Origin of the sequence: Rhizobium sp. 0TCS1.26 (assembly GCF_050455525.1) — a bacterium.
Taxonomy (GTDB): Bacteria; Pseudomonadota; Alphaproteobacteria; order Rhizobiales; family Rhizobiaceae; genus Neorhizobium.
In genome coordinates this window covers 138,063-164,736 of the sequence record NZ_JBCIYV010000003.1, presented here as the reverse complement: position 1 = coordinate 164,736, position 26,674 = coordinate 138,063, and the positions used below count along the sequence as shown (strand labels likewise).

23 protein-coding genes are annotated in these 26,674 nt (G+C 63.6%); 16 read left to right on the top strand and 7 right to left on the bottom strand.

Features of this window, described 5'->3' with window-relative positions; translation table 11 throughout:
- Nucleotides 1–238: 238 nt before the first annotated feature.
- From AAIH46_RS14925 to AAIH46_RS14900, 6 genes are read left to right on the top strand one after another with little or no spacing between them, the layout of a single operon-like run.
- The gene (locus AAIH46_RS14925) at nucleotides 239–1,492 is read left to right on the top strand and encodes an extracellular solute-binding protein (protein ID WP_430306754.1); all 1,254 of its coding nucleotides are present in this window, start codon (nucleotides 239–241) and stop codon (nucleotides 1,490–1,492) included.
- 16 nt (nucleotides 1,493–1,508) lie between these two features.
- Nucleotides 1,509–2,474 carry a carbohydrate ABC transporter permease gene (locus tag AAIH46_RS14920; protein ID WP_430306751.1) on the top strand — a complete coding sequence of 322 codons (966 nt, stop codon included), beginning with the start codon at nucleotides 1,509–1,511 and terminating at the stop codon, nucleotides 2,472–2,474.
- Entirely contained in the window at nucleotides 2,471–3,313 is an 843-nt protein-coding gene (locus AAIH46_RS14915; RefSeq protein ID WP_430306749.1) for a carbohydrate ABC transporter permease, read from the top strand. Before AAIH46_RS14920 ends, AAIH46_RS14915 begins: the two co-directional genes overlap by 4 nt.
- 5 nt (nucleotides 3,314–3,318) lie before the next feature.
- Nucleotides 3,319–4,833: an argininosuccinate lyase gene (argH, locus tag AAIH46_RS14910; protein ID WP_430306747.1), complete on the top strand. Its 1,515-nt coding sequence runs from the start codon at nucleotides 3,319–3,321 to the stop codon at nucleotides 4,831–4,833.
- Nucleotides 4,833–5,870: an ABC transporter ATP-binding protein gene (locus tag AAIH46_RS14905; protein WP_430306745.1), complete on the top strand. Its 1,038-nt coding sequence runs from the start codon at nucleotides 4,833–4,835 to the stop codon at nucleotides 5,868–5,870. The genes argH and AAIH46_RS14905 overlap by 1 nt, the downstream gene beginning before the upstream one ends.
- Nucleotides 5,867–6,763, top strand: coding sequence for a carbohydrate kinase family protein (locus AAIH46_RS14900; protein ID WP_430306743.1), 897 nt, complete (start codon nucleotides 5,867–5,869; stop codon nucleotides 6,761–6,763). The genes AAIH46_RS14905 and AAIH46_RS14900 overlap by 4 nt, the downstream gene beginning before the upstream one ends.
- A 37-nt stretch (nucleotides 6,764–6,800) precedes the next feature.
- Here AAIH46_RS14900 and AAIH46_RS14895 read toward each other — a convergent pair whose 3' ends face one another.
- Genes AAIH46_RS14895 through AAIH46_RS14885 form a run of 3 tightly spaced genes read right to left on the bottom strand, consistent with a single transcriptional unit; the run spans nucleotide 6,801 to nucleotide 10,950 of the window.
- Nucleotides 6,801–9,071, bottom strand: coding sequence for a molybdopterin cofactor-binding domain-containing protein (locus tag AAIH46_RS14895; protein ID WP_430306742.1), 2,271 nt, complete (start codon nucleotides 9,069–9,071; stop codon nucleotides 6,801–6,803).
- Nucleotides 9,071–9,562, bottom strand: coding sequence for a (2Fe-2S)-binding protein (locus tag AAIH46_RS14890; protein WP_430306740.1), 492 nt, complete (start codon nucleotides 9,560–9,562; stop codon nucleotides 9,071–9,073). The genes AAIH46_RS14895 and AAIH46_RS14890 overlap by 1 nt, the downstream gene beginning before the upstream one ends.
- Entirely contained in the window at nucleotides 9,556–10,950 is a 1,395-nt protein-coding gene (locus AAIH46_RS14885; RefSeq protein WP_430307326.1) for a c-type cytochrome, read from the bottom strand. The genes AAIH46_RS14890 and AAIH46_RS14885 overlap by 7 nt, the downstream gene beginning before the upstream one ends.
- 228 nt (nucleotides 10,951–11,178) lie before the next feature.
- Between AAIH46_RS14885 and AAIH46_RS14880 the strand changes: the two genes are divergently transcribed.
- The 8 genes from AAIH46_RS14880 (at nucleotide 11,179) to AAIH46_RS14845 (ending at nucleotide 20,366) form a co-directional block, all read left to right on the top strand.
- Nucleotides 11,179–11,349, top strand: a complete 171-nt coding sequence (locus AAIH46_RS14880; protein ID WP_430306738.1) for a hypothetical protein — start codon at nucleotides 11,179–11,181, stop codon at nucleotides 11,347–11,349.
- 220 nt (nucleotides 11,350–11,569) lie between these two features.
- Entirely contained in the window at nucleotides 11,570–13,117 is a 1,548-nt protein-coding gene (locus AAIH46_RS14875) for a UbiA family prenyltransferase (RefSeq protein WP_430306736.1), read from the top strand.
- A 55-nt stretch (nucleotides 13,118–13,172) separates the two neighbouring features.
- Complete coding sequence (locus AAIH46_RS14870) at nucleotides 13,173–13,571, top strand: GtrA family protein (RefSeq protein WP_430306734.1); 399 nt, start codon at nucleotides 13,173–13,175, stop codon at nucleotides 13,569–13,571.
- Nucleotides 13,572–13,578: 7 nt separating this feature from the next.
- Nucleotides 13,579–14,904, top strand: a complete 1,326-nt coding sequence (locus AAIH46_RS14865) for an FAD-binding protein (protein WP_430307325.1) — start codon at nucleotides 13,579–13,581, stop codon at nucleotides 14,902–14,904.
- Nucleotides 14,901–15,650: an SDR family oxidoreductase gene (locus AAIH46_RS14860; RefSeq protein ID WP_430306732.1), complete on the top strand. Its 750-nt coding sequence runs from the start codon at nucleotides 14,901–14,903 to the stop codon at nucleotides 15,648–15,650. The genes AAIH46_RS14865 and AAIH46_RS14860 overlap by 4 nt, the downstream gene beginning before the upstream one ends.
- The gene (locus AAIH46_RS14855) at nucleotides 15,647–17,266 is read left to right on the top strand and encodes a hypothetical protein (protein WP_430306730.1); all 1,620 of its coding nucleotides are present in this window, start codon (nucleotides 15,647–15,649) and stop codon (nucleotides 17,264–17,266) included. Before AAIH46_RS14860 ends, AAIH46_RS14855 begins: the two co-directional genes overlap by 4 nt.
- Nucleotides 17,263–18,807 (top strand): hypothetical protein, encoded by a 1,545-nt coding sequence (locus tag AAIH46_RS14850; protein WP_430306728.1) that lies wholly within the window; start codon nucleotides 17,263–17,265, stop codon nucleotides 18,805–18,807. The genes AAIH46_RS14855 and AAIH46_RS14850 overlap by 4 nt, the downstream gene beginning before the upstream one ends.
- Before the next feature lie 23 nt (nucleotides 18,808–18,830).
- Nucleotides 18,831–20,366: a hypothetical protein gene (locus AAIH46_RS14845; protein ID WP_430306726.1), complete on the top strand. Its 1,536-nt coding sequence runs from the start codon at nucleotides 18,831–18,833 to the stop codon at nucleotides 20,364–20,366.
- Here the strand turns inward: AAIH46_RS14845 and AAIH46_RS14840 are convergent.
- Together AAIH46_RS14840 and AAIH46_RS14835 are read right to left on the bottom strand one after the other, a co-directional pair.
- Nucleotides 20,348–21,508, bottom strand: coding sequence for a glycosyltransferase family 87 protein (locus tag AAIH46_RS14840; RefSeq protein ID WP_430306724.1), 1,161 nt, complete (start codon nucleotides 21,506–21,508; stop codon nucleotides 20,348–20,350). The genes AAIH46_RS14845 and AAIH46_RS14840 overlap by 19 nt on opposite strands.
- Before the next feature lie 449 nt (nucleotides 21,509–21,957).
- Complete coding sequence (locus tag AAIH46_RS14835) at nucleotides 21,958–22,752, bottom strand: alpha/beta fold hydrolase (protein ID WP_430306722.1); 795 nt, start codon at nucleotides 22,750–22,752, stop codon at nucleotides 21,958–21,960.
- A gap of 142 nt (nucleotides 22,753–22,894) precedes the next feature.
- Between AAIH46_RS14835 and AAIH46_RS14830 the strand changes: the two genes are divergently transcribed.
- Nucleotides 22,895–23,365: a MarR family winged helix-turn-helix transcriptional regulator gene (locus AAIH46_RS14830; RefSeq protein ID WP_430306720.1), complete on the top strand. Its 471-nt coding sequence runs from the start codon at nucleotides 22,895–22,897 to the stop codon at nucleotides 23,363–23,365.
- 36 nt (nucleotides 23,366–23,401) lie between these two features.
- Here the strand turns inward: AAIH46_RS14830 and AAIH46_RS14825 are convergent, their stop codons facing one another.
- Nucleotides 23,402–24,463, bottom strand: coding sequence for a LacI family DNA-binding transcriptional regulator (locus AAIH46_RS14825; RefSeq protein ID WP_430306718.1), 1,062 nt, complete (start codon nucleotides 24,461–24,463; stop codon nucleotides 23,402–23,404).
- 100 nt (nucleotides 24,464–24,563) lie between these two features.
- Here AAIH46_RS14825 and AAIH46_RS14820 point away from each other — a divergent pair, with 100 nt between their 5' ends.
- Nucleotides 24,564–25,400: a phytanoyl-CoA dioxygenase family protein gene (locus tag AAIH46_RS14820; RefSeq protein ID WP_430306716.1), complete on the top strand. Its 837-nt coding sequence runs from the start codon at nucleotides 24,564–24,566 to the stop codon at nucleotides 25,398–25,400.
- Between the two features lie 59 nt (nucleotides 25,401–25,459).
- Here the strand turns inward: AAIH46_RS14820 and AAIH46_RS14815 are convergent, their stop codons facing one another.
- Entirely contained in the window at nucleotides 25,460–26,479 is a 1,020-nt protein-coding gene (locus tag AAIH46_RS14815; protein ID WP_430306714.1) for a LacI family DNA-binding transcriptional regulator, read from the bottom strand.
- Nucleotides 26,480–26,674: the final 195 nt, after the last annotated feature.

The window sequence follows — 26,674 nt, the reverse complement described above, 5'->3', positions numbered from 1 at the left end:
GATCTCCTCGTCATGAATTCATACCGTCCAACTGCGAAGAACGGCAATAGATTAATTCAAGTAAATTATCTTATTGACTCCTGACGGATCTCGGGAGACCGTAAGAGCCAGGCGGCAGGAGAAGACCTGCCGATGCCGGGTGTGCCTGGCGACTGCAAATGCCGGAGCGTTTGAGCGCGTCGGCCAAGGGAACGATCACCCCACGACCGGAATGCCGGCTGGGAAACTGGAGGCTTACATGCGCAAGGCAACTTTGTTCGCCGGTCTCGTCGCCGGATTCAGCACGCTGGCATTCAATGCCGCTCAGGCGGTCGAGATCGAATACTGGCAGTACGTCTTCGACACGCGTGTCAAGGCGATGGACCAGTTGATCGCCGAATTCCAGAAGGCCAACCCCGACATCACTGTCAAGCAGGTGACCTTCCCCTACGCCGATTACCAGACCCGCGTGGTGGCCGCCAACATGTCGGGCAACGGACCGGATGTGATGCAGCTCTTCTACGGCTGGCTGGACAAGTTCGCGGTCGGCGGCATCCTTCAGCCACTCCCTAAGGACACGTTCCCGCACGACAAGATCGAAAGCGAGTTCTTCCCCATCGTTTCGGCGATGAAGCGTGGCGATGACTATTACGGCCTGCCGACGGCCGTCCGCTCGCTCGCGCTGTTCTACAACAAGAAGCTCTTCACCGAAGCCGGTCTCGATCCCAACAGCCCGCCGAAGACGCTCGACGAGTATGTCGCCGCGGCCCAGAAGATCGCCAAGCACGACGCTTCCGGCAATCTGACGGTCGCCGGTTCGACGCTCGACATGGGTGGCCAGGATCACCAGTGGTGGCGTGAAGTGCTGATCCGCCAGTTCGGCGGCGAACCGTATACCGACGGCGACAGGAAGGTTGCCTATGACAGCGAGGCAGGCCTCAAGGCGCTGCAGTTCTACACCAGCCTCCAGCTTGAGAAGAAGATCGGCCAGGCCGGGTTCATGGACGAAGGACAGGCTGCCTTCCGCGGCGGCAAGGCCGGCATGACGATCGACGGCACGTTCCGCCTCGGCTCGTTCAAGTCCATCAAGGATTTCGAGTGGGGCGTGACCGAACTGCCGGCCAATGCCGAAGGTGTGCGCTCCAACTATGCCAGCTACTTCGCCAACGGCATCAGCGCCAAGACAAGCGGCGAGGAACTCGAAGCCTCGAAGAAATTCCTCGCCTACATCTCCTCGCCCGAGGCGATGGACATCTGGCTGAAGACCGTCGGCGAACTGCCGGCGCGTCGTTCGGCGGCGATGACCGAAGCCAATCTCAAGGATCCGGTCTTCGGGCCGTTCCTCAAGGGTCTCGAATACGCGCATACGACGATGTTCATGGATGAGGCCGCCCAACGGCAGAACGCCATCGACATGGTCAACCGGGTGCTTCTGGAAAAACAGCCGGTCCAGGAATCGCTGAAGCAGGCGGCGGAAGCCGAGCAGGAAATCATCGACGCGGCGAAGCCTTAAAGCGACGGAGCCGGTCATGGCAGCGATTGAACAGCAGGGGGCGGCGCCTGGCCGTCCCACCAGTCACCTCGGGGGCAACCCGGGGGGCGGCTTCAGCGACCGCCTCTCGATGCGCACCCGACGGCTCCTCTGGGTCTGGGGCTTCCTGGCGCTGCCGATCCTGTTCTACACGGTGATCCGCTTCTACCCGACGCTGCAGGCATTCTACCTGTCGTTCACCAACTGGGACCTGCTGCGGCCGGCAAAGCTCGTCGGCTTTGCCAACTACATCAAGCTGTTCAAGGACCCTCAGTTCTGGAAGGTGTTCAAGAACACCTTCACCTACCTGATCGTCGGTACGCCGATCAGCCTCGTGCTTGCATTCGCCATCGCCTACTTCCTCGACCGCGTCCGCTTCATGCACAACTTCATCCGGGCGCTGTATTTCCTGCCGTTCCTGACAACAGCCGCGGCCATGGCCTGGGTGTGGCGCTGGTTCTACCAGCCGCCGCCGATCGGCATCATCAACGACCTGCTCGGCGTTGTCGGCATTCCGCAGCAGCCGTTCATCCGCTCGACCGACCAGGCGCTGTTTTCGATCATGGTGACGGCGATCTGGGCGGGCCTCGGGTTCCAGATCATCATCTTCATGGCGGGCCTGCGCGCCATCCCGTCGACATTCTATGAAGCTGCCCGCATCGATGGTCTCGGCGAATGGGCGATCCTGCGCAAGATCACGCTGCCGCTGCTGAAACCGACCACGGTCTTCCTCGTCGTCTTCTCGTCGATCGGTTTCCTGCGCATCTTCGACCAGGTCTACAACATGACGACCAACGATCCCGGCGGGCCGCTCGGATCAACCAAGCCGCTCGTGCTGATGATCTACCAGACGGCCTTCAACTCCTATGCCATGGGCTATGCCGCAGCCCAGACGGTGGTGCTGTTTGTCATCCTGATGATCGTCTCGCTGCTGCAGCTCTTCATCCTGAGGGAAAAGAAATGAGCGAAGCCCCGACGCTCCACCGCGCCAACATCCGCCCCGGCCGGATTATCGCCTGGACGCTGCTGTTCATCGGCGGGGTGATCATGATCTCGCCGCTGGCCTTCATGTTCTCCACCTCGCTGAAGACCGCTGACCAGGTCTACGACCTGCGCCTCATTCCGGCAGCGCCGACGCTTGCCAACTACGTGGCGGTGCTGGCAGACGGCCGCTTCATGCGCTGGTTCTTCAATTCGACGCTGGTGGCGGTGGCCGTCACCGTCTCCAACTGCTTCTTCGACAGCCTCGTCGGCTATACGCTTGCCAAGTTCCAGTTCCGTGGCCGGCAGTTCGTATTCATCGCCATCCTCTCGACGCTGATGATCCCGACTGAGATGCTGGTCATTCCCTGGTACCTGATGTCGAGCCAGCTCGGCTGGCTGGACAGCTACTGGGGCATCATGTTCCCCGGCATGATGACCGCCTTCGGGACGTTTCTCATGAAGCAGTTCTTTGAGACCGTGCCGAACGACTTCATCGAGGCAGCCCGTGTCGATGGCCTCAACGAATTCCAGATATGGTGGAAGGTGGCGATGCCGCTCGTCACCCCGGCGCTCTCGGCGCTCGCCATCTTCACCTTCCTCGGCAACTGGACGGCGTTCTTCTGGCCGCTGATCGTCACCACCAGCAAGGAACTCTACACGCTGCCCGTCGGGCTTTCGAGCTTTGCCGTCGAGCAGTCCATCCAGTGGGAGATGATCATGACCGGTGCGGCAATCGCCACCCTGCCCACGCTTCTCGTGTTCCTCGTCCTGCAGCGCTACATCGTGCGCGGCGTGATGCTCGCAGGCCTGAAAGGATAATCACTATGGCGGATATGAACCCGCGCCTTTCCGACACCAGCCGGTTCCCGGATCCGGTCTACAAGGACACCGTTCTGCGGCCGCTCTTCGATGGCGCCAAGGGCCATCATGTCGAGGCCTTCCGCCGGATCGACCGCGCGCATCTGGTGATGCTGGTGGAAACCGGCATTCTCGACCGCGACGCTGCGGCCAAGATCGCCGGCGCGCTCGTTGCCATCGACAGCGAGATCGATCCGTCGACGCTGGTCTACACCGGCGAGGTGGAAGATTTCTTCTTCCTGATCGAGAAGGAGCTGAAGGCCCGCATCGGCGTCGACAGGGCAGGCCGCCTGCACACGGCACGCTCGCGCAACGATATCGACCACACGCTGTTCAAGCTCGGCCTCAAGGAGCGGATCGACGCGCTGATGGTCAAGGCGCGGGCGCTTCTCGCCGCCATGATCGACGCCGCCGAGCGCAACAGGGCGACGCTGATCGTTGCCTATACACACGGCCAGCCGGCCCAGCCGAGCACCTTCGGCCACTATCTGTCGGCGGCGATCGAAGTGCTGATCCGCGATATCGAACGGTTTGCCGAAGCTCGCAGGATCGTCGATCTGTCGTCCATGGGTGCGGCCGCGATCACCACGTCCGGCTTCCCGATCGACCGCGCCCGCGTGGCGCACCTGCTCGGCTTCTCGGCCGCCCAGCGCAATTCCTATTCCTGCATCGCAGCGGTCGACTACACGACCTCGACTTATTCGGCCATCGAATTGATGTTCCTGCATCTCGGGCGCCTCATCCAGGATTTCCAGTTCTGGACGAGCTTTGAGGTCGGCCAGATCTACGTGCCGAACGCACTGGTGCAGATCTCCTCGATCATGCCGCAGAAGCGCAATCCCGTGCCGATCGAGCACCTGCGGCATCTGGCCAGCCAGACATTCGGACGCGCCCGCACGGTGATCGACGTGATGCACAATACGCCGTTCACCGACATGAACGACAGCGAAGGCGAGACGCAAGGGATGGGCTATGAAGCCTTCGCCTCTGCCTCACGCGTGCTCGACCTGCTGGCGGCACTGATTTCCCAGATCAGCATCGACCCGGAGCGGGTCGACCAGAACATCCGCCGCTCTTGCATCACCATCACCGAACTTGCCGATTCGCTGGTGCGCATCGAGGGCCTGTCCTTCCGCGAGGCGCATGAAATCGCCGCAGCGACCGCCAGGAGCGTGGTTGCCGCCAAGGGCGACCTGCCGAACGATGGATATCAGCCGTTTCTCGATGCCTTCCAGCATTCGACAGGCCGCAAGCCTTCCGTCGATCTCGAGAAGTTCAGGGAGATCGTCTCGCCGGAGCACTTCGTTGCGGTTCGCAGCCGCTTCGGCGGACCGGCCCCGGAGCCGATGCAGGAGGCGCTTGTCGCCTACCGCGAAAAGCTTTCGGCCTTCGAAACTGATGCGGCTGAGGCCGCAGCGAAACAGGCGGCAGCGGACGCAGAACTCCAGCAGAAATTCAACGCGCTGACGGGAGCCGCTTGATGGCGACGATAGAACTCGAGAAACTGGTCAAGCGCTACGGCAAGGTCGAGGCGGTCAAGGGCATCGACCTGTCGATCGCCGATGGCGAATTCGTTGTCTTCGTAGGGCCCTCCGGCTGTGGCAAGTCGACAACGCTGCGCATGATTGCAGGACTGGAAGAGATTTCCGCCGGGACCCTCAAGATCGGCCCTGATGTCGTCAACGAGCGCGACCCGAAGCAGCGCAACATCGCCATGGTGTTCCAGAACTATGCGATCTACCCGCACATGACTGTGCGGCAGAACATCGGCTTCGGCCTCTACACCTCCAAGCTCAGCAAGCAGGAGAAGGACAAGCGGATCGAGGAGGCCGGCAAGATCCTCGGGCTTGAAACCTTCCTTGACCGCCGGCCGGCGGCGCTTTCGGGTGGCCAGCGCCAGCGCGTCGCCATCGGCCGCGCGATGGTGCGCGATCCATCCGCCTTCCTGTTCGACGAGCCGCTGTCCAACCTCGACGCCCAGCTCCGGGCGCAGATGCGCATCGAGATCAAGCGCCTGCACCAGCGCCTGAAGACGACGACGGTCTACGTCACGCACGACCAGGTGGAAGCCATGACCATGGCCGACCGGATCGTCGTCATGAAGGACGGGCACATCCTCCAGGTCGGCACGCCATCCGAACTCTACGAGAGCCCGGTCGACGTGTTCACCGCCCGCTTCATCGGCAGCCCGTCGATGAACCTGATCGGCGGCCGGCGCATCGGCACTGGAGTTGAGGCTGCAAGCGGCGGCGAGATCCTGATCGGCATCCGACCGCATGATCTAATCGCCAACCCGCAGGCGCCCTCCGACGGGATCCAGCTCACCGGGACGGTCACGGCGGTGGAGCCGCTCGGCCCGGAGACGCTTGTTCATCTGGATGTCGACGGCACCCCGGTGATTGCGACAGCGCGCGACAAGTTCATGCCGGAAGTCGGAAGCCAGCTGACCTGCGCCGCGTCCTCCGGCAGCCTGTATCTCTTCGACGCCCACAAAGAGACCTTCCTGGGCCGATCATGAGTTCAAGCCATGCCAAGCGGTCCGCGGTGCTTTGCATCGGGCGGATCTATTGCGACCTCATCTTTACGGGTCTCGACGAGATGCCGGTGCTGGGGCGTGAGCTGTTTGCCGAGGGGATGGAGATCGCCGCCGGGGGTGGCGCCTACATTGCCGCCGCGCATGTCACACATGTCGGGCGCAAGGCGGCACTCGTGGCGCGGCTGGGAACGGATCCGCTGTCGCAGGACATCGGGGACCAGATGCGTGCCAGCGGTGTCGACCTGCAGTTCCTCGAGCATGCCGCCGACGCCGGGCCGCAGGTAACGGTTGCGACCGTCGTTGGCCAGGATCGGGCATTTCTCACCCGTCGGGCCGGACCTGCCAAGCCCGCGACGCTTGACGCGGCACTCGGCTGGGACGAGGCGCTGCACCTCCACATCGCCGAATACGCGACACTGCACGAAATGCCAGACCTCGTCACGCGCGCCAAGGCGAATGGCCTGACCGTCTCGCTGGACCCCAGCTGGGATGCGGCGCTGATCTACGACGCGGGTTTCCTTCAAGCCTGCGCCGGCGTCGACCTGTTCCTGCCGAACCTGGAGGAAGCCGAGGCAATCACCGGGCTCTCCGATCCGCAGGCGGCGCTTAGCATGCTGCAGGCGAGTTTCCCGCACGTCGCATTGAAGGGCGGCGGAAACGGTGCGTGGGCGGCTGCGGGCGGGGATGCCCTTCACGCGCCCGCGCAAGATGTCACCGTCGTCGATACCACGGGCGCGGGGGACGCCTTCAATGCCGGGTTCCTCGATGCCTGGCTGGATCAGCGGGACATGCAGACATGTCTCGCCTCCGGCATTCGCGCCGGCAGCCTCGCAGTCCAGACGGCGGGTGGAGCGACGGCGCTTTCCATCCGTTGATGGCGAGCGCCGGGCTCGCCATCAACACCTCATCTGTTCAACCAAAAGAATTGGCAGCAGCCCGGACGCGCTCGCGCGTCAGCGGCAGATCGTAGATGCGCCGCCCGACCGCGTTGGTGATCGCGTTGGCAACCGCGGCACCGCCAGGCCCCTGGCCGCACTCGCCGGCGCCGAGGAACGGCGTCCCCTGACGCGGGATGATGTCGACATCGACGGATTGCGGAAGCGCATCGAAGCGCAGGATCGGGTAGGTCGACCAGTCAACGCTGGTGATGCGCGTCTGATCGAAGGTCACGGCTTCGTAGAGCGTCCAGCTGGCCGCCTGGATGATACCACCCTGGACCTGGTTGATGACGCCATCCGGATTGACCACTTCGCCGGCGTCGACGGCGGACGATGCACGGATCAGACGCACGCGTCCGGTCTCCGGCTCGACCTTCACCTCCATGGCCACGGCACAATAGGCGGCAAGGTTCTTGTAGCGCGCGAAGGCGAAGCCGAAACCGTGGTTCTGCTCGGCCTTCTGGCCAGCCTTCCAGCCAAAGCGTTCGGCGGCACGCGTCACCACGTCTCTGGCGCGAGGATCCTGGAGATGGCGCAGTCGGTATTCCACAGGGTCGACGCCGGCCTTGGCCGCCAGATCGTCCATGAAGTTCTCGATCGAGAAGACGTTGAAGTAGGCGCCCAGACCACGCAGTGCCGACACCCGGATGGGTGCCTGCGCCAGGAAATGCCAGATCACATGGCGGCTGGGAAAAGCGTAGAGCGGGTTGGAATTGCGGTCGCCATTGCCTTCCGGGGTGATCTGCAGCTTTGCGACGTCGGCGGGAAATGCCTTGCCGATATGCTGTGCGGGAAGAAGCGCGCCGGCAGACCCGGGCCGCGAATTATGGCTGTTGCTCCAAAGCTCGTAGTTCCAGTCGACGATGTTGCCGCCCGCGTCGACACCGGCGCGCACCTTCGTCACCATGCCGGGCGAGAAGGGCTCCCACGCATGCTCCTGCTCGCGCATCCACTGGACCTTCACCGGACGGCCGGGCACCGCCTGCGCCAGCAATGCAGCGTCCGCGGCTGCGTCGTCGGCGGCATTATGCCCGTAGCATCCGGATCCTTCGACGTGGATGCAACGAACCTGTTCGGTGGGCACGGCGAGCATCTCGGCGATCGCCTTCTGATCCGGGTAGACACCCTGCGTGTGTGTCCAGACTGTCGTCACCCCGCCTTCCAGCTTGGCAAGGCCGCAGGATGGGCCAATCGAACCGTGGATCTGGTAGGGACGCGTGAACGTCGCCTCGACGGTCTCGGCAACCGATACCGGAACGCGTTGATCGACAACGACGCCGTCTTCCGCCGGCATCGCCATCAACACCTCCGGCAGCTTCGCAACGTCCGGAAGCGATGCCTGCTCCTGCCAGCGAACCGTGGCGGAAAGCGCCCGCATTGCCTTGATCGCCTGCCATTCCTTCTCGGCGATCACGCCGAGGAAGTTGCCGTCTCGCGTCACCTTGACGACGCCGGGCATCGCTTCAGCAACCCGCATATCCACCGACTGCAGCCGGGCACCCGGGCTTGGCGGGCGGACGATCCGGCCGTGAAGCATGCCGTCCGGACGCATGTCCTGGATATAGGCCTCGCCGCCCGTCACCTTGGCAGGGATGTCGATCCGGTGCCGCGGTTTGCCCATCTCGATGAAATCGGCCGGTGCCGTCAGCTTCGAATTCGGCTGCGCACGACCCTCGATCAGATGCTCCGAAACAAGTTCGCCATAGCTCAGTCTTTGTCCGCCAGGGCCGGTGATCGCGCCATCGCCGGCGCGCAACTGCTCGACCGGCAGCGACAGCCGTCTTGCCGCGTCGCCAAGCAGGATCTCACGCGCCTGGGCCGCCGCATGGCGGATGGCCGTGCCGCTATCCTGAACGGAATGGCTGCCGGCGGTGTAGCCCTCGTTCGGAGACAGGCTGGTGTCCGGCCCGATCAGCGACAGGCTCTCGAACGGGATCTTCAGCTCTTCGGCCGCAATCTGCAGCAAAGCCGTCTTGATGCCCTGACCCAGTTCGGCCTTGCCGGTAAAGATGGTCGCACGCCCGGTTGGCTCGATCCGCAGCCAGGATTCCAGGTTTGGATTGGTCTTCAGGCTGCCAGGCAGATCCGGGGCCGGCTGGGGCTGCGCCTGGAAATTCTGCGTCTCGTCGCCCGGCGCCATAATCGTCTGGGCCTGAGCCGGGCGCAGCGTGAACGCCATGACGAGAGCGCCGGTGCCGGTGAGAACCGACCGTCGGGTAAGATTCAAGCTCGGCACGCGTTCCATCAGCCTGTCCTCGTCGCTGAGCCGGCGGATGCCGTCTGCATGAGTTTTCCTGCCCGCTTGATGGCGGCCATGATCCGGATATGCGTGCCGCACCGACAGAGATTGGGCTCCATGTGGGCACGAATGTCTTCATCCGTTGCCGCCGGATTGTGCTGCAGCAGCGCCTGCGCCCGCATCATCATGCCCGGGATGCAGTAGCCACACTGGGCCGCCTGCTCTTCGATGAACGCCTGCTGCATCGGACCCGGCGCCTCGATGGTTCCCAGCCCCTCGACCGTCGTCACCGTGCGGCCTTCCATCAGCAGGATCGGCGTGACGCAGGAGAACACCGGCTCGCCGTCGACGAGCACCGTGCAGGCACCGCACTGGCCAAGCCCGCAGCCATACTTCGCGGCATTCAGCTTCAACTCGTCGCGCAGCACGTAAAGCAGCGGGGTGTCCGGCTCGACGTCGACCTGGTGAGATTGTCCATTGACGGTGAGGGCTACCATGACGTTTCTCGCTTGGTTGGATTGGCTGGCGCGCTGGATCCGCTGCCGAGCGATCGAAGCTGCGTATCGTGCTCGCCGGCACGGATCTTGGCAACCAGAGCCTCGGTATCCTTCCACTCCGGCTGGTCGCTGAAGGTCTTGCGGATATAGGCGAGCAGTTGCGCCACTTGGGTATCCGTGAGCGCCCCGGCAAAGCCGGGCATGATCGGCCCGCGTTCGCCTTCCGGTGCCGGCAGACCGTAGAGGATGACGTTGATCGGGTTCATCGGGGTCGGCCCGTAGGTCGCCGAGCTGAGCCGGAGCGGCAGGCCGCCATAGGGCACCGGGCGCCCTGCGTCGTGGCAGCTGGCACAGGCGGTCGCGTAGATGGCGGCCCCCGGATCATTCGCATCGAATTGGCCGGGCAGCGTCTGCCCACCGGCAGCCTGAACCTCGACGCCAGGCGGATGCTGGGTCGGCTGCTGCATGGCGCGTCCGCCACGGCTCGTTCGCTCAGGGCTCGGCTCGCCCATCACCGATGCGATATAGGTGGCGATGGCCCTGGCATCGCCCTCCGCCGCAGACTTCATGTTGGCGGTGACGGGCGCCATGGGGCCACGCGCCACCCCGTGATGCTCTTCATAACCGGTGGTCAGGTATGCCGTCAGCGTCTCGACAGTCCACGGAACAGGTGCCGGAGAGGCAGCATTCAGCGCATAGGCGAGCCAGCCTTCGGCCTCGCCGCCGGCATAGCGTTCGTCCTGCTTCTCCGCTCCGAGCAGATTGCGCGGCGTGTGGCAGGCTCCACAGTGACCGAGGCCCTCGGCAAGATAAGCCCCGCGGTTCCATTCGGCGGTCTGCGTCTCGTCGGGTTCATAGGCGCCGGGTTTGAAGAACAGCAGTTTCCAGCCGGCCAGCACCATGCGGACGTTGAGCGGGAACGGCAGCTCGTTGGCTGGTGCCTCCGCTTTCACCGGCTTGCGGGTCATCAGATAGGCGTAGAGGGCGCGATTGTCGTCGTCCGTCACCTTGGTGAAATGATCATAGGGAAACGCCGGGTAGAGGTGGCGGCCTTCCCGGTCCACGCCTTCCCGCATTGAACGCGCGAAGGCTTCTTCGGACCAACGGCCAATGCCAGTGTCTGGATCAGGTGTGATGTTGGTCGAGTAGATGGTGCCAAACGGCGTCGGCAGCTCCAGGCCGCCCGCAAAGACTTCCCCGCCCTGCTTCGTATGACAGACGTTGCAGTTGCCGACGGCTGCGAGCGCTGCGCCTTTCTGGACAAGTGCCGCATCGAACGAAGCCACGGCCGGCGGCTCGATCGGCGCGATCTCGCTGCGCCACGCATAGGCGAGACAACAGAGGAAGACGATCGCCAGAATGCCGACTGCGCCAGCCAGGTACCGCATCAATGTCATGAAGTTACTCCCCTTGCGCGGCATCAAACGCTGATCGCGCCGACTAGTTCCACCTCCGACAGCACCTCCCGCAGCCACAGGCGAATGCATATGTTAGCGATGACTTACTGCGAGGCGCAACTCGAAAAAATCGCAACCACCGTATTATTCATTCGAACTTTTTCGCCCGACTGGAGTTAGGCGCACGGCCTCATCGTCGAGGCAGCAGGAGGACCCCAAGTGAATCGCAATATTCTGTACGCCGTCATCGCTGTCATCGTGATCATCCTCGCGGTGATGTTCCTGATGCCCGGCAGCAACCCTGGAACCGATGCCAACGCACCTGGCACTGCCGCTCCGACGCAAGGCACCACGCCTGCGGCGCCGCCGGCTGGCGGAACGGCACCCTGAGCCGATAGAACACAGGAGGGTTTTGCCGGTCGGCTGGCTGGCAGAACCTCCACCATGGATTTGACCGATGCCGCGCCCTCATGGCGATCTGGCAGCGGCAGAGCGCTGGCCGCTCACTGAGCAACTGCAAAAAAGCGTCCGAAAATCTTGGAACTTAACGGAGGGCGTACAGTTTGGCTTGCCGCAAAGGGTGTCCCGATTGGGGATCGAAGGGTGCAGAGTGAGCGAAATACAGCAGGAATTCATCCGAGCACGAGCGCCGCTGCGCCGCCATCCGCGCATTGAAGCGCGGCGCGTGCATGTACGCGAGGACGAAGTCGCCAACGGTCGGGTTCAAGCTGTCTCTGCAAACCCTGGCGAGCGGCCTTTGGTCGTCGATCTCGACGGGACGCTTGTCCGCTCCGACCTTCTGATCGAGACCGCTTTTTCCGAGCTCAGCCGGCGCCCGCAGTCCCTGTTCGACATGTTCCGTGCCTTGTCCAAAAGCAAGGCAAGCCTCAAGCACCGCCTTTCGGAGCCGGCAGATTTCGATCCGTCGATCCTTCCGTACGATCCCGAGGTTCTGAACGTGATCAGGCGCGCGGTCGCGGAGGGTCGGCCGGTCTATCTGGCGTCGGCAAGCCATGAGCGGCTGGTCTCGGCTGTGGCCGATCATCTCGGGTTGTTCGACGGCTGGTTCGCCACCGATGAGATGACCAATTGCGCCGGCGAGATCAAGGCCGGCAGGCTCGTCGACGCGTTCGGCGAGCGGGGTTTCGACTATATCGGCAACGATGCTGCCGACCTTCCTGTCTGGAAACGGGCTGCCAAGGCCTATGCGATCCGTACACCCTCTGGCGTCGCTCGACAGTTGAACCAGCAGTGTCAGGACGTCGAGTATCTGTCGCACGAGAAGCCGACCTGGGGGACCTGGGCTCGGATGCTGCGCGTTCACCAGTACGCCAAGAATGGCCTGGTTTTCGTTCCGTTGCTGACCGGCCATCTCTTCGACTGGCCAAGCGTGATCCAAACGCTGCTCGCAGCGATCGCCTTTTCACTGTGCGCCTCCAGCGTCTACCTTCTGAACGACCTGGTCGACCTGCAGGACGATCGCGCCCACCGTACCAAGTGCCGGCGCCCGCTGGCGCGGGGCGATATTCCGCTCTCCTGGGCGCTGATGGCGATGCCTGTGCTGTTCCTGCTGTCACTGGCGCTTGCCGCATCGATCTCGCTCGGCTTCCTGGCGGCACTGGCCGGTTACTTTGCACTCACCACGGCCTACTCGTTCTACCTGAAGCGGATGATGATCCTCGACGTGGTGGCGCTCGCCGGTCTCTATACCATGCGCGTCGTTGGCGGTGCGGTGGCGCTGTCGGTCTGGGTGTCGCCATGGCTGCTGGCCTTCATGATGAGCTGGTTCCTGTCACTGGCGCTGGTCAAGCGCTACGTCGAGCTGAAGGGGCGCCGCGATGCCAACCTGCCGGATTCCAAGAGCCGCGACTATCGCAATGCGGATTTCGCCATGGTCGGCGCACTCGCCGCTGCAGCGGGTCTCAACGCGCTGACGCTGTTCGGTCTCTATGTCGCGAGCGAAAGTGTTCAGGAACTCTACAGCCGTCCCGGCATCCTGTGGCTGATCGGGCCGATCCTCGCCTACTGGATCGCGCGGGTGCTGATGCTGGCCCATCGCGGCCAGATGCACGACGATCCGGTCGTCTTTGCACTGAAAGACAGGACGAGCCTTGCAACGCTTGGCGTGGTCGGTGCATTCGTCATCGGCGCGATGTAGACTGCGTCCGCATGCACCTCTGTCTGCTTTCCTTTGCAAAGGGCCCGACGACCGGATGAGCCTGTTTTTTCGCTACGTTATCTTTGCCGTGATCTCCACGCTGGTGAACTTCGCGGTGCAGGAGGTCGTCGTCAGGACGGCGCCGATCGCACCGCTGATCCTGTCGATCCTTGGCGGGACGATTGCCGGATTTGCGGTGAAGTATGTGCTGGACAAGAAGTGGATCTTCTATGACGGCTATACCTCGCATGCTGGCGAGGCCCGCAAGGTGGCGCTCTACGGCATGTTCAGCGTCCTGACGACGATCATCTTCTGGAGTTTCGAGATCGCCTTCTGGACGATCTGGGAAACAGATTTCGCCAAATATGCCGGCGGTGCGCTTGGCCTGGCGATCGGCTACGTGTCAAAATACACGCTCGACCGCCGGTTCGTCTTCCGATCGGAAGGGGCGTGAGATGATGCTGGAGGGCTGGGGACGCTATCCGCGCTACTACAGCGAGGTGCTGGAGGGCGGTGGGCCGGAAAGTTTGCCGCAGATGGTGACCTCGGCGGAGGGACTGATCGCGCGCGGCAACGGCCGATCCTATGGCGACGCCTCGCTTGGCGAACAGGCGACGCTGATGTGCCGGGGCCTCAGCCGGATGAGGGCCTTCGACGCTTCGACCCGTCTTCTGACGGTGGAAGGCGGAACCTTGCTCGCAGATATTCTGCACGCCTTCATTCCGCGCGGCTATTTCCCGCCGGTCGTTCCGGGCACCAAGTTCGTCACCGTCGGCGGAATGATCGCGTCAGACGTGCACGGCAAGAACCACCACCGGGATGGCGGCTTCGGCGCCTGCGTCACCGAATTGAAGCTGGTAACGGCGCGCGGCAAGACCCTGACCTGCAGCCGGAGCGAAAACGCCGCGCTGTTCGAGGCCACCATCGGCGGCATGGGACTGACGGGTGTCATCGTCGAGGCAACCTTCGCCCTGAAGCCCATCGAGAGCGGCTGGATCCGGCAGAACACCATCGTCGCCAATACGCTCGCCGAGGCGCTGACAGCCTTGACCGCCAGTGACGCGACGACCTATTCGGTCGCCTGGATCGACTGCCTGGCACGCGGCGCAACGCTCGGCCGCTCGCTCATTTTCACCGGCGAGCACGCGACGCGCCAGGAGGTGGAGGCCGAGAAGGCAGCCGATACACTCTACCCGCCCCTCAAGCCGGCGAAACTCGCGCTGCCGATCGATTTCCCCGCCTTCGCTCTCAACCGAATGAGTGTTTCGGCTTTCAATCAGGCCTATTTCACAGCGGGCGCCCGCAAGGCCGGCAAGCCTGCGCTCGTTCACTGGAACCCGTACTTCTTCCCGCTCGATGGCATCGGCGACTGGAACCGCCTGTACGGAAGCCGCGGCTTCCTGCAGCACCAGTGCGTCGTGCCGGATGCCAATGCGCTCGCGGTGCTTGGCGAGATCATCGAGCGTTTCGCCAGCTCCGGCCGCGGCTCTTTCCTCGCGGTCCTGAAGAAGCTCGGCTCCGGCTCCGGCCTGATGTCCTTTCCCTTCCCCGGCTACACGCTCGCCCTCGATCTTCCGGCAACGCCGGACGTCTTCCCTTTGCTGGGCGAGATCGACAAGATGGTTGTCGAAGCCGGGGGACGGCTCTATCTCGCGAAGGACGCGCGACAATCGCGCCGCACGTTCGAGGCCGGCTATCCGCATCTCGCGGCATTCCGGGAACTGCGGCAATCGATCGGGGCTGACATACGTTTCAACTCGCGGCTCTCCACAAGGCTTGGCATATGATGAAAACCGGCAAGACCCTGCTTCTGATCGGCGCGACCTCCGATATCGGGCGGGCAACCGCGCTCGCCTACGCAATGGCCGGCTGGAACGTACAACTGACCGGGCGCCGGCCTGACGCCATCGAGAGAGAGGCCGCCGATATCCGCACGCGCAGCGGCAGCGAGGTCACCGTCCATCAGCTCGACATTCTCGACAGCACCCGCATCGAGACCTTCGTCGACGGCCTGCCGTCCCTGCCGGATACGGTCGTCTGCGTCGTTGGCGAGCTCGGCGACCAGACGCGGGCGGAACGCGAACTCGACCACGCAACGATCGTCATGCGGACCAATTTCGAGGGGCCGGCTCTGCTGCTCGGTGTGCTGGCGGAACGCTTCGCCGCCCGTGGGACGGGCACGATCGTCGGGATCAGTTCGGTCGCCGGTGACCGGGGACGCGGGTCCAACTACATCTATGGCGCGGCGAAGGCCGGCTTTTCCGCCTTCCTGTCCGGCCTGCGCAACCGTCTTGCGTCCACCGGCGTGCGGGTTGTCACGGTAAAGCCGGGCTTTGTGCGAACCCGGATGACGGCGGGCATGAAGCTGCCGCCGCTGCTGACCGCCGAGCCGGCGGAGGTGGGCAAGGCCATTCTTACGGCTGCCGAAGACAGGAAGGGCCGCGACGTGATCTATGTGCGGCGCATCTGGTGGCCGGTGATGATGATCATCCGTGCGATCCCCGAACCGATCTTCAAGAGGCTCAAGCTGTGACATCGACGACGGCCGGCAGCGGAACCTCTGGCCGCACGAAACGGCTGTCGTTGTCGCCTGCTGCTTCCGTGCTGCTGATCGGCGGGTTCTGTGCGGCGCTTCTTGCGCTGCCAGGCGTAACGGTCGCGACCAAATCGCTCGACGAACTGTTCCTCATCTTCGACCAGATCCACCGCATCGCAGCCGGCCAGCAACCGGGCGTCGATTTTCCCGCAATGCTCGGGCCGTTGACTGCCTTCGTCCCCGCGCTCGTCTACCGGTGGACCGGAAGCTTCGGCCTGGCAATGCCGCTGTCGATGGCCGGCTTCGTCCTCCTGACGGCTGCGATCGCATCGCACGTCCTGGCCACGCGCCTTCGTCCGTTCCTCGCGGTCAGCTTCGCCGGCTTCCTGCTGCTGATCCTTGCCGCGCCAATGAGCCTCGGCGACGGCGTCACCGCACTGTCTTTTGCGAAATTCGACATTCGCATCGGATGGGTCGCCTTGGCGGTGCTGGTCGTGCTGTATCTGCGACCGACAGCTGACCGTCCGCGCGCAGAGGCGCTGGATATAGCGTCCGCCGTGCTACTCACCCTTGCACTCCTCTATACGCGTGCGCCCTATGGCATCGTTTCCGTGGCTTTTCTGGTGCTGCTGCTGACGGATCGGCGCCAGTGGCGAGTGGCCGCGCCAGCATTGATGGTGATCATCGCCGTCGTCGTTGCTCTTCACTTGGGATCCGGGGTCGCCTCCGCCTATCATCGCGAAAGCTGGCGTCTGCTGACGGAGAACGGCCTGCTCGCCGGGAGCCTCTGGTCCTTCTTCCAGCGCGGCATGACGCATCTTGCCGATTTTCTCCTCCTCGGCATTCTGGCGAGCCTGACGCTGTGGATGCGGCGGAGCCCGCGCGACCTGCTGTGCTTCCTGCTGTGCGCCATTGGCGGCCTGATCATCCTCAGCCACAACAGCAATCAGCCCTGGGGGATCATCAGCATGCATGCGGCGGCCGTCGTGGCGGCCGAACTTCTGCTGCGGCGGATGGACGAGCAGCCGGCGATCAACCAGAGGCAGATGGTCAACGCCAGCGGCGTGAAACTGTTCTTCCTGGCGTTCGTGCTGCCGACGAGCCTGCACTGCGCAATGGCCCTGATGCTGCATGCGGCGGCGGCCACGATCCGGGCGGGCGATGCCGTCTCGCTACCGCGCATTGATCGCGTTCGTCTGGCAGATCTCTGGACGACCGACAGCTTTCGCGGGCAGACGTGGTATGTTGGCCTTCAGACGCAAGCGGTGGAACTGCTGCGGCAATCGAAGCAGCCTCTGGGCGTCCACATGGTGCTTGGGGAGCCCGACATCGCCTCGGCAGCACTTGATCTTGCACCATCGCGGGGCTCGATCGACCTGCGCTGGAGCACGGTGATGGCCGAGATGCCGCCCGTCGAGCCCGCCGACCGCTTTGCCGGCATCGATACGGTGCTGTTGCGCAAAACGGGCGAGAGCGGCGAAGGCCTGCAGCAGCGGACACTGTCCTTCCTTCGCGACAACTTCTCGGCGGTCGGCGAAGCGAAAGACTGGATTCTCTTCCAACGCAGACCGTCCGCCGATGCTCCGCCGGCTCCGGGGCTCGCCCCCGGATGAGCCGGCGCCTCCTCCTCAACCCGACGTCGGCCATCCTCCTGGTGACCGTCGTCTGCGCCGCTATGCTGGGTCTCAGCGGTCGCACCGTGACGGCGGCCTTCATCAACGACGTGCTGATCTTCCTCGACGGCGCGCATCGGGTTTCGTTCGGGCAGGTGCCGAACCGCGATTTCCATACGGCGCTCGGACCGCTGGTATTCTACGTTCCGGCTCTCGGCTACTGGCTGACAGGCAATTTTGGAGCCGCGATGCCTCTCGGCATGGCTCTGCTGGTGCTTGCCTTCGCTCCGGCGATGATCCGCATCCTCACCTCCAGGCTCAACCCGCTGCTGGCCGTGACGCTTGGCGCGTTCCTGATCCTCATCCTCGCGGCACCGATCAATCTTGGCAGCCCGATCGGCCTTCTGTCGTTTGCGATGTTCTACAACCGCATCGGCTGGGTGGCACTGGCTCTCCTGCTGGTGATGGTGCTCCCTCCGCATGAGAAGACCCGTGACGGTGCCGGTCACTCCCCGCTGGTCGACGGCCTCGCGGCAAGCTTCCTTCTGCTCATCCAGATCTACACGAAGGTCACCTACGGTCTGGTCGGCGCCGGGTTCCTGGTCTTCATGCTGTTCGACCGCCGGCAGGCGCGCTGGGTGTGGATCGCGTTTGCCGTGACCGCTGCCGCATGTCTGCTGATCGAGGCAGTCTGGCATGGCTCGCTCGCACATCTGCAGGACCTGGCAGCTGCAGCGAAGGTCAGTGGCGGCAAGGACTTTCCGAGCCTCGTTCGCAGCCTACTCAATAACCTGGCTGACGTGACCGTGTTTCTGATCATCACCGGTGTCGCGCTCGCGAGAACCCGCAGCCTGACGGATCTGCTGTTCTACGGCTTTTGCCTCGCAGCCGGCCTGATGATCCTCAACCAGAACGCCCATGGCTGGGGAATCATCACGCTCTACGCGGGAGCGGCGGTCGCCATCGAGCGAATTAGCCGGCTCCGATCGGATGCGGTCGCCGCCGCCACACCTGCCCTTCATAGAGGCCTACCGCTCATCCTGGCGTTCTTCTTCGTTCCACCGATCGCCCATCACGCCGGAGCGCTGCTGCTGCACACGGGCTATGCTCTCGGCAATTCAGGAAAGCCCCTGGGCCTGCCCCGCTTTGCGGATGTGCGCAACATCGATCCTGACGGTGGCCAGCCTGATTTCATGCAGCGCTATATCGACGATATCGAAAGCGGCGGCGATCTGCTGTCGCATCTGCCGCGTGCTCCAGAGCGGGTCCTGGCGCTCGATTTCGTCAATCCGTTCTCGTCCGGCCTCGGCATCGCGCCGCCGTCGGGCGATAGCGCCTGGCTGCACTGGGGACGCAATGTCAGCGAGACCAGCCACCTGCCGCCCGAGGCGCTGTTCGCCGACGTGGAAATCGTCATGATCCCGCAAAGCGGTATCAATGGCGCGCCGCTCCGGAAACTTTATGGCCCCCATATTCTTCAGAGATTCGAACTGCTGCAGGAAACCAGCGCGTGGACAGTCTATCAACGCCGCCAGCCGTGAGCGCGGCCGGACATGGAGATACCGTGACGGGCAGCCGTGCACGCTTGGGTCAGCGCGCGGTAATCGTCTGCATCGGTCTCTGTCTTGCGGCGCTGCTTGCCCTTCCGGGAGCAACCGTCACCACCAAATACGTCAATGACCTCTTCATCTTCCTCGACGGTGCACACCGCATCTGGTCCGGCCAGGTGCCGAACGTCGACTTCCTGACCTCGCTCGGTCCGCTCGCCTTCTACATTCCCGCCGCCGGATACGGGCTGACCGGCAGCATGGGAGCGGCGATGCCGGTCGGCATGGCGCTCGTCGTCCTGCTGCTCGCCGTCGTCGCCGGCGAGGTGATCGCCAGCCGGATGGGCTGGATCGTCGGGCTGCCGCTGGCGCTGTTCCTGCTGCTGATTGCGGCGGTGCCGGCCAATCCCGGCGAATGGATCGGCGAGCTGTCTTTTGCGATGTTCTATAACCGCATGGGCTGGGCCGCGCTCGGGCTGATGCTGGTCTTCTATCTGCCGCGTCGCTCCGACCCGTCCCGCGGCAAGGACATACGGGATGCCGCCTGCGCGACGATCCTGGTGCTGCTGATGCTCTACACCAAGATCACCTATGCGCTGGTGGAGATAGCTTTCCTGGTCTTTCTTCTGTCCGACCACCATCAGCGACGTTGGGTGGCACTGGCATTGGCGACGATCGCCATCTGCGCGCTGTGCGTCGAGTTCTTCTGGCGCGGCAGCCTTTCGCATCTGGCCGACCTGCGGCTTGCGGGTGAGGTGAGCGGCGGGCTTCCATCTGTCGAGGTGCTGGCCAATGTCGCCTTGAAGAACCTCGCCGACATCGCCGTCTTCGGGCTCTTCTCGGTCCTCTTCATCACCGCGACACGACGGATCCGCGACCTGTTGTTCGCCGGGTTCTGCGCGGCGACAGGCCTGCTGATCATCGAGCAGAACTTCCAGATCGTCGGCATCCTGACGCTTGGAGCCGGTGCTGCGGTCATCACAGAGACATTGCTGCGTCAACGGCACTCATCCGCGGTCCAGCCTCTGGGACTGCCTTTGCTGCTGATCCCGTTGTTGTTGCCGCCCTCCGCCAGCCATGCCACGACGTTGAGCATGCATGCTTTTCTTGCGGTATCCGGCAAGGGCGAAGCCGTGCCGCTGCCGCAATTTTCCGCGATCCGGCTGGTTCCGATGTGGAGCGAGGGGCAGTTTGGGTATTTCCGCCGCTACAACGAGACGCTTGCCGACGGGAAGGCAGCGCTCGCGGCACTCGGACCGGATGTCGGTCATGTGGCCGTGCTGGATTTCGTCAACCCGTTCTCGGCGGGCCTGAACCTTGCCCCGCCACGCGGTGACAGTCCGTGGTACCATTGGGGCCGAACACTGAACCCGGAGCACCATCCGGACGCGGAGGTCATCTTTGCCGCCGTCGAGCTCATCCTCGATCCGAAGGTGCCGATAGAGCCGTGGACGACCGGCGGCATGCGGGAAATCTACCAAGGCTACATCGACAGTCACTATCGGCTGGAAACCGAGACGGCGGACTGGCGGATCTACCGACGGCTGCCGTAAGCCTGTTCGCCCGATCCGGTCCAGCGCTGGACAATCAGGCCCACCAGCATCAGGACCAGGGCCCATCCGTAAACCGAGCCGGTGGTCAGTTGCGCCACGGTGGACGCACCGAACTGGGACAGCACGAAAGGCACCGGTATGGTGAGCAGCAGGGCGGCAACGAAAGCCCAGGGCTGGCTTCGGTAATGCAGCAGGATCGGCAGCAGGAACAGGGTGTACTGGATCCAGCCCAGCGGCGACGCAAGGAGCGCCGCCAGGAGACCGAAGCTTCCAACCTCGATGATTGTCGGCCGCCGCCGGAATGCCCAGATTGCAAGGCCGAGCAGCAAGAGCCCGCCAGCCACCGATCCGAGGACCGGCAGGCCAGCGCGGGCAGCAAGGCCGGAAAATGAGGCGTTGGTGAGAAACACGGCGCGGTCGCCGTCGGAGGCGACCAGCCGCAGCCAGTCGAGGTAGATCTGCGGACCGAAGACGGCAAGCGGTATCAAGGCGATGACGGCCGCGGTTGCCACGGTGACGAGGCTCGGCAGACGGTAACCCGAGAGAAACAGCAGGACCGGCCAGACCAGGAAATTCGGCTTCATCGACACCAGCAGACCGATCATGATCCCCGCCAGGACCGCGTTGCCGCGTTCAAGCTGCAGCCAGGCAATCACCGCGAAAAGCACCAGCGGCGTATAGATCTGACCGAGATAGAGCGTATCCCAGAAGCCGGCGAGGCCAGCCGCCCAGATCCCCAGCAGCACCGCCTGCAGCCCGCGTGCATAACGGTGAAGCAGAAGCAAGACGGCGGCGGCGTAGCAGCCGATCGAGATCCACCGCCAGATGCGGAAGGAAACCGCCGGATCGGCCGCATCGAAAGCCTGGAACAGCAGCGCCGAGATGGGTGGGTTGAGATTGGGGTTCCACGATTGAAATCCCGGGAACACCACATGCGGCGTGAGCGGCGGGTAGATACCGTAGGGGTCGAGCCCGGATGCAGCGGCCCGGCCGGACGCGACGAAGGCGCCGAAATCCCACAGCCCGTGATCCGGAATGACCCTTGGCAGTTCTACCTTGATAGCCCAGACAGAGAACAGGGCGAGCAGGAGCGCTGCAACGAGTTGCAGGGAGCGGGCGTGTCGTCTGAGAGCAGCGTCCAATGAGGCCTCCGGGCTGGCATGTCATGCGGCCGCAGACTTGCAACATGACCTGCCCGCGGCTTCGGTGAACGCATGAGCTATATCTCAACCTGTCCCCGCCAACCGTGCACCTCAAGCCCCGACCAGCCTGGCAAACTGCCGAGAGCCGGTAAGGTTCCCGGTCGGTGGCAATATAGACAGACCTCTTGTCGCGGGATCCACGCGCTAGTGGATCAAACCGGCCTCGACGGCCGCGCTGACGAACGCGTCGCGGGCACGATCCCATGCTGATCTCGCCCTGATGATCAGCAAACCCTCGTCACACAGGTAGCGTTCCTGCCTGGTATGCTACCGCACCCATTATCGGACCCCCGCAACCGTCGGCGGTGCCAGCCGATGGCCTCGCATAGAGTCAGGTAGGCAGCCGATCCGCGAACCGACTGCCTGCCCATCCCGATGACCTGGTCGCCTCAACGCTTGGCTTCACCTGCGCTGCGCGCCGCGTTGTCGATAACGTCGGCGATCACCTTCGGCTGGGTCATGAACAGCGCGTGGCTGGCCTTGACCTCGGTGATCTTGGCGCCCATCCGATCCGCCATCTTGTGCAGCATGCGGCCGTCGAAAGCCTTGTCTTCCGTGGCGATCACGGCCCAGCTCGGCTTCGACCTCCAGGCTGCGTTCTCAAGCTTCGTGGCGAAGGACGACATGTTGACCGGCACCTGCGAGTCGCGAAGGAAGGCCGCGTCCGCATCGCTCGTATCGGCAGCAAAGCCGGCCTTGAACTTCTGCAGGTCGAGGAAGCCGAAGCCGTCCGCCGAGGTTTCGATGACGAATTCGGGCGAACCGGTGAAGCCCTTGTACTGGTCGGCGGTGGTTTCGCCGGCATCCGGCGCCAGTGCCGAGACGTAGACAAGGCCCGCCACGTCCGGATGAACGCCGGCTTCGGTGATGATCGTGCCGCCCCAGGAGTGGCCGACGAGGATGGTCTGGCCGGTCTGACGATCCAGCACGCGCTTGGTGGCGGCGACATCGTCGGCGAGCGACGTGAGGGGGTTCTGGACGATGCTGACACGGTAGCCGCGCGCCGTCAGCAGGTCGTAGACGCCGCGCCATCCCGAGCCGTCGGCAAAGGCACCGTGAACAAGAACGACGTTCTTGACAGCCTGCTGCTGAGGCAGCGTATCGGCGGAATGGGCGGGATTGACAACAGTGATCGCTGCGGCAAAAGCGGCGGCAACGATGGTGGCAGTGCTGATCGTGGTCATGATGCTTTCTCCTATGTAGCGATAACTGTTATCGCGATATCTTTTATCTAGCAGTGCCGGTGATCGCTTGTCAACATGTTTCTTATCGCGATATTTATTTCGGCAGCAGGTTGTCTTATATGGATGTGAAAGGAGTATCGCAGTGACCACCAAGCCACCTGGAAACCCACCACCGCTGGACGACCAACTCTGTTACGCCATCTACTCGGCGGGAATTGCGATCCAGCGCGTCTACAAGCCGCTGCTCGATGGGCTGGGACTGACCTACCCGCAATATCTTGTTCTCAATGTCCTGTGGCGCGAGGACGAGCAGACGGTCGGAGGGATTGCCGAGAAGCTGGCGCTGGAATCGAGCACGCTGACGCCGCTTCTGAAACGGCTGGAGGCTGCCGGCCTCGTGCGTCGGACCCGCAATCCGGAAAACGAGCGTCAGGTGATCGTCGCCTTGAGCGACAAAGGTCGCGCGATGCAATCCGAAGCAGGCTGTCTTGGCGAGGCGCTGCTCGCCGCCTCGACCCAAACCCCTCAGGATCTTGCCAAGCTCAACCGGCACACGCGCAACTTGCGGGACGCGATCTACGCGCAGATCGGCGGCTGGACGTCGATTTCCTGAACCGCGTGAAGTCGAGGCCGGCGCATGCCCTGATGCTCAGGAGATGGACAGAGCGGCAGCCGACGCTCTCTCGATCAGGGTGCACGACACCGTGTGTACGGCGGGAGGCTTCGTTCCGCCGGTCGACTGTTTTTCCAGCTGGCGGATGGCCCAGGCGCCCATTGCCCGATGCGGCAGATCAACCGTCGTCAACTGCGGCCGCAGGTGGCGGCCAAGCTCGTCATCATCATAGCCGATGACGGAAATGTCCTGCGGAACCTGCAGCCCTGCGTCGCGGATGGCGTTGAAGCAGCCCATTGCCATCTTGTCGTTCTGGCAGAAGATTGCCGTGGGACGGCCTTGCAGCGCCAGCAGTTTCTGCGTCGCCTCGTATCCGGATGTCGGCGTCCAGCTGCCTTCGGCGATCAACTGGTCGTCGTAAGGCAACCCCGCTTCCTTAAGCGCCCGGCGATAGCCGATCAGCCGGTCCTGGGCCGCTTCCATGAAGCTTTCACCGGTCACCATTCCGATCCGCCGGTGGCCGTGTTCGATCATCGCTCGGGTCGCCATGCGCCCGCCATTGATCTCGTCCGGCACGACGGATGGAAAGCGGTGGTCGCTGGTGTAGCAATTGAGCAGCACCATCGGCACCGGCAGGTTGTTGAAAGCTGGGCCGGGCGCCACCCGTCGGGTGAAGATCGACATATAGACGATGCCCTGCGCGCCGGCACGCAGCAGCCGCTCCAGCGCCCTCTCCTCATGCTCGGCCCGTCCCTGGGTCTGGGCCACGAGAATGGTAACCTCGTCTTCCCAGGATTCCTGGCGCGCACCTTCGATTGCGTTGACGGCCTCCGGGGTCGTCGAGATCTGGTCGACGATGAAACCGACGCAACCGCCTCGCAATTCCGGCATCGCCGCCCGCCGGACGATACCACCCATGCCGTAGCCCAGCGACCGGGCAGCCTCGACCACGCGCGCCCGCAATTCGGCGGAAATCTTGATGTCCTTCGTATTGTTGAGCACGACAGACACCGTTGCCTGCGAACAGCCGGCAGCCTTGGCGACATCCATCATCGTAACCCGCTTCGATGCCCTGCGGCTCTTTGCACTTGCGTCCATCCGGACCTCCTGCGCCATCATTAGCGGAACTAAATAAATTATGCCATTGACTAATAATTATTAGTCGCGATATCCTCGCTCATGTCGAGGAGGACATCCGATGAACGCAAACCCAAAATTCGATTACGACCTGGCCCAGCACATGAAGACCCTCGCCGATGACGGGATCATCGGACTGAAAGGTGCCTTCACGCCTGAATGGGCCGACGAAATGCGCGAAGACATGATGACCGCCTTCTGGTCGGCCATCCAGAGACCCGGCGGCGCCGTCGGCCGCGGACCGCGTCGCTGGTACGTGGAAATTCATCCGCAGAACTTCCGCGGCTTCGTCGACCTCATCACCCACCCGTGGCTGGTCGACATCTGCACCAACGCGCTTGGACCGGATTACGAGATCGTCGAGATTGGCCTGGACGTGCCCTTCCAGGGCGCGAAGTACCAGCCCTGGCACCGCGACTTCCCATCGCCGGTCGATACCTATCGCGATCGCAAGATCACCTCGCTTGCCTTCAACCTGACCGGCGTCGACGTGACCGAGGACATGGGACCCTTCGAGGTCGCGCCGGGCACGCAGTATGACGACGGCCGCGAATGGAAGCACGAGATGTTCCCGGACAAGTCGCTGTGGGGACGCTTCAACGAGCGAGCCACGCGCAAATTCCCCAAGCGCGGCGACATCTCCTGCCGCTCTGCCCTCACCGTCCATCGCGGCACCGAACATCTTTCGCCGATCGCCCGTCCGGTCATGGTCCTGGGCGTCGACGCTCCCGGTGCCGGCCATGCCGAACTGCACGACATGATGGTGACAAAGGACTGGTACGACGCGCTGCCGGATATCGCCAAGAAGCACCTCGTGTGCCGCGTCGTCGACGAACTGGTGCCGATCACCCAGAAGCACGACATCGAAGGCCTTGTCATGGGTGCCGACCCGACCTGAGGCACCGACACCTAAAATCAGCCGCAGCCTGGGTGACGCCCGGGCTGCGGCTTTGTCGTTCAAACAGCTGCCGGGGCGCCCGTCGTGCTGCGGATGACGACGGGGCCGTCGATCTTCAGGGTCATCGGCCGCACCGGCTTGCCATGCAGCACCATGTCGATCAGCATTTCCGCCGCCTTCTGGCCCATCTCGTAGTTCGGCAGCACGATGGTCGTCAGCGGCGGATGCGTGTAGCGCGCCAGTTCCTGATCGTCGTAGCCCATGATCGAGATGTCCTCTGGCACCCGCAGGCCCCGCTCCGACGCCGCCTCGAGCGCGCCGATAGCCATAAGGTCGTTGCCGCAGAGGATCGCCGTCGGCCGCTCCGGCAGGGACATCAGGTCGAGCGCCGCCTCATAGCCAAGCGAAGGCAACCAGTCGCCGTTGCGCACCAGCGTCTCGTCGAAGGCGATGTCGGCCGTCGCCAGCGCCTGCTTGTAGCCTTTCAGCCGATCGATCGCGGCATCCATCCATGGCTCACCGTTGATGAAGGCGATCCGCCGGTGGCCGAGGCCGGTCAGATGCGCCGTCGCCGCAAATCCGCCCGACACCTCGCCCGGCACGATCGCCATGTGCTGCCGCCCGTCGGTCGTACAGTTGAGCAGAACGGTCGGGATGCCCTTCAGCAGTTCGGGCAGCTTGACGCCGCGGGTGAAGATTGTCGCGTAGATCACCCCGACGACCGCCGGATCCGCTGCCACGGAGCGCAGGATCGCATCCTCGAGATCCTTGTTCGAACGGGTGGCATGCGCGGAGACCAGGATCCCCTGCTCGAATGCATGGTCGCGGGCGCCGTCGAGACTGACCACCGGATGCGGGCTCGTCGAGATCTCGTCGACGATGAAGGCGATCTTCGTCTTTTCCGTTACCGGATCGCGGAGCGGTTCGTGACGTTCGCCCGGCAGGCGGTAGCCGATGCTCTGGGCCGCCTCGCGCACCTTCTGCTGCGTCTCGGCCGAAATGCGGGCGCCGGTCATCTGGTTCAGCACCAGCGAAACGCTCGACTGCGACACGCCCGCCACGCGGGCGACATCGGTCATCGTCGGTCGGCTCTGCCCATCCCGGCGACCCCGAACCCGCTTTCCGCCGTTCCCGCTATCCACTGCCCGAATCCCCCTTGCGCCAACCGTCATCACGCACATGCTAATAATTTTGAGCTTGACTGTTAATATCATTAGCAACAAATTGCCAGCGTCAACGTTTGAGTTGGCACCGATCTGAGGAGGTCGGGATAA

What these genes read in the sequence shown, in the direction of transcription:
- AAIH46_RS14885 (WP_430307326.1), bottom strand. Translation starts at nt 10,950, where the DNA reads ATGCGGTACCTGGCTGGCGCAGTCGGCATTCTGGCGATCGTCTTCCTC.
- AAIH46_RS14915 (WP_430306749.1), top strand. Translation starts at nt 2,471, where the DNA reads ATGAGCGAAGCCCCGACGCTCCACCGCGCCAACATCCGCCCCGGCCGG.
- AAIH46_RS14925 (WP_430306754.1), top strand. Translation starts at nt 239, where the DNA reads ATGCGCAAGGCAACTTTGTTCGCCGGTCTCGTCGCCGGATTCAGCACG.
- AAIH46_RS14920 (WP_430306751.1), top strand. Translation starts at nt 1,509, where the DNA reads ATGGCAGCGATTGAACAGCAGGGGGCGGCGCCTGGCCGTCCCACCAGT.
- AAIH46_RS14895 (WP_430306742.1), bottom strand. Translation starts at nt 9,071, where the DNA reads ATGGAACGCGTGCCGAGCTTGAATCTTACCCGACGGTCGGTTCTCACC.
- argH (WP_430306747.1), top strand. Translation starts at nt 3,319, where the DNA reads ATGGCGGATATGAACCCGCGCCTTTCCGACACCAGCCGGTTCCCGGAT.
- AAIH46_RS14835 (WP_430306722.1), bottom strand. Translation starts at nt 22,752, where the DNA reads ATGACCACGATCAGCACTGCCACCATCGTTGCCGCCGCTTTTGCCGCA.
- AAIH46_RS14870 (WP_430306734.1), top strand. Translation starts at nt 13,173, where the DNA reads ATGAGCCTGTTTTTTCGCTACGTTATCTTTGCCGTGATCTCCACGCTG.
- AAIH46_RS14860 (WP_430306732.1), top strand. Translation starts at nt 14,901, where the DNA reads ATGATGAAAACCGGCAAGACCCTGCTTCTGATCGGCGCGACCTCCGAT.
- AAIH46_RS14815 (WP_430306714.1), bottom strand. Translation starts at nt 26,479, where the DNA reads ATGACCGATGTCGCCCGCGTGGCGGGCGTGTCGCAGTCGAGCGTTTCG.
- AAIH46_RS14825 (WP_430306718.1), bottom strand. Translation starts at nt 24,463, where the DNA reads ATGGACGCAAGTGCAAAGAGCCGCAGGGCATCGAAGCGGGTTACGATG.
- AAIH46_RS14850 (WP_430306728.1), top strand. Translation starts at nt 17,263, where the DNA reads ATGAGCCGGCGCCTCCTCCTCAACCCGACGTCGGCCATCCTCCTGGTG.
- AAIH46_RS14890 (WP_430306740.1), bottom strand. Translation starts at nt 9,562, where the DNA reads ATGGTAGCCCTCACCGTCAATGGACAATCTCACCAGGTCGACGTCGAG.
- AAIH46_RS14900 (WP_430306743.1), top strand. Translation starts at nt 5,867, where the DNA reads ATGAGTTCAAGCCATGCCAAGCGGTCCGCGGTGCTTTGCATCGGGCGG.
- AAIH46_RS14905 (WP_430306745.1), top strand. Translation starts at nt 4,833, where the DNA reads ATGGCGACGATAGAACTCGAGAAACTGGTCAAGCGCTACGGCAAGGTC.
- AAIH46_RS14820 (WP_430306716.1), top strand. Translation starts at nt 24,564, where the DNA reads ATGAACGCAAACCCAAAATTCGATTACGACCTGGCCCAGCACATGAAG.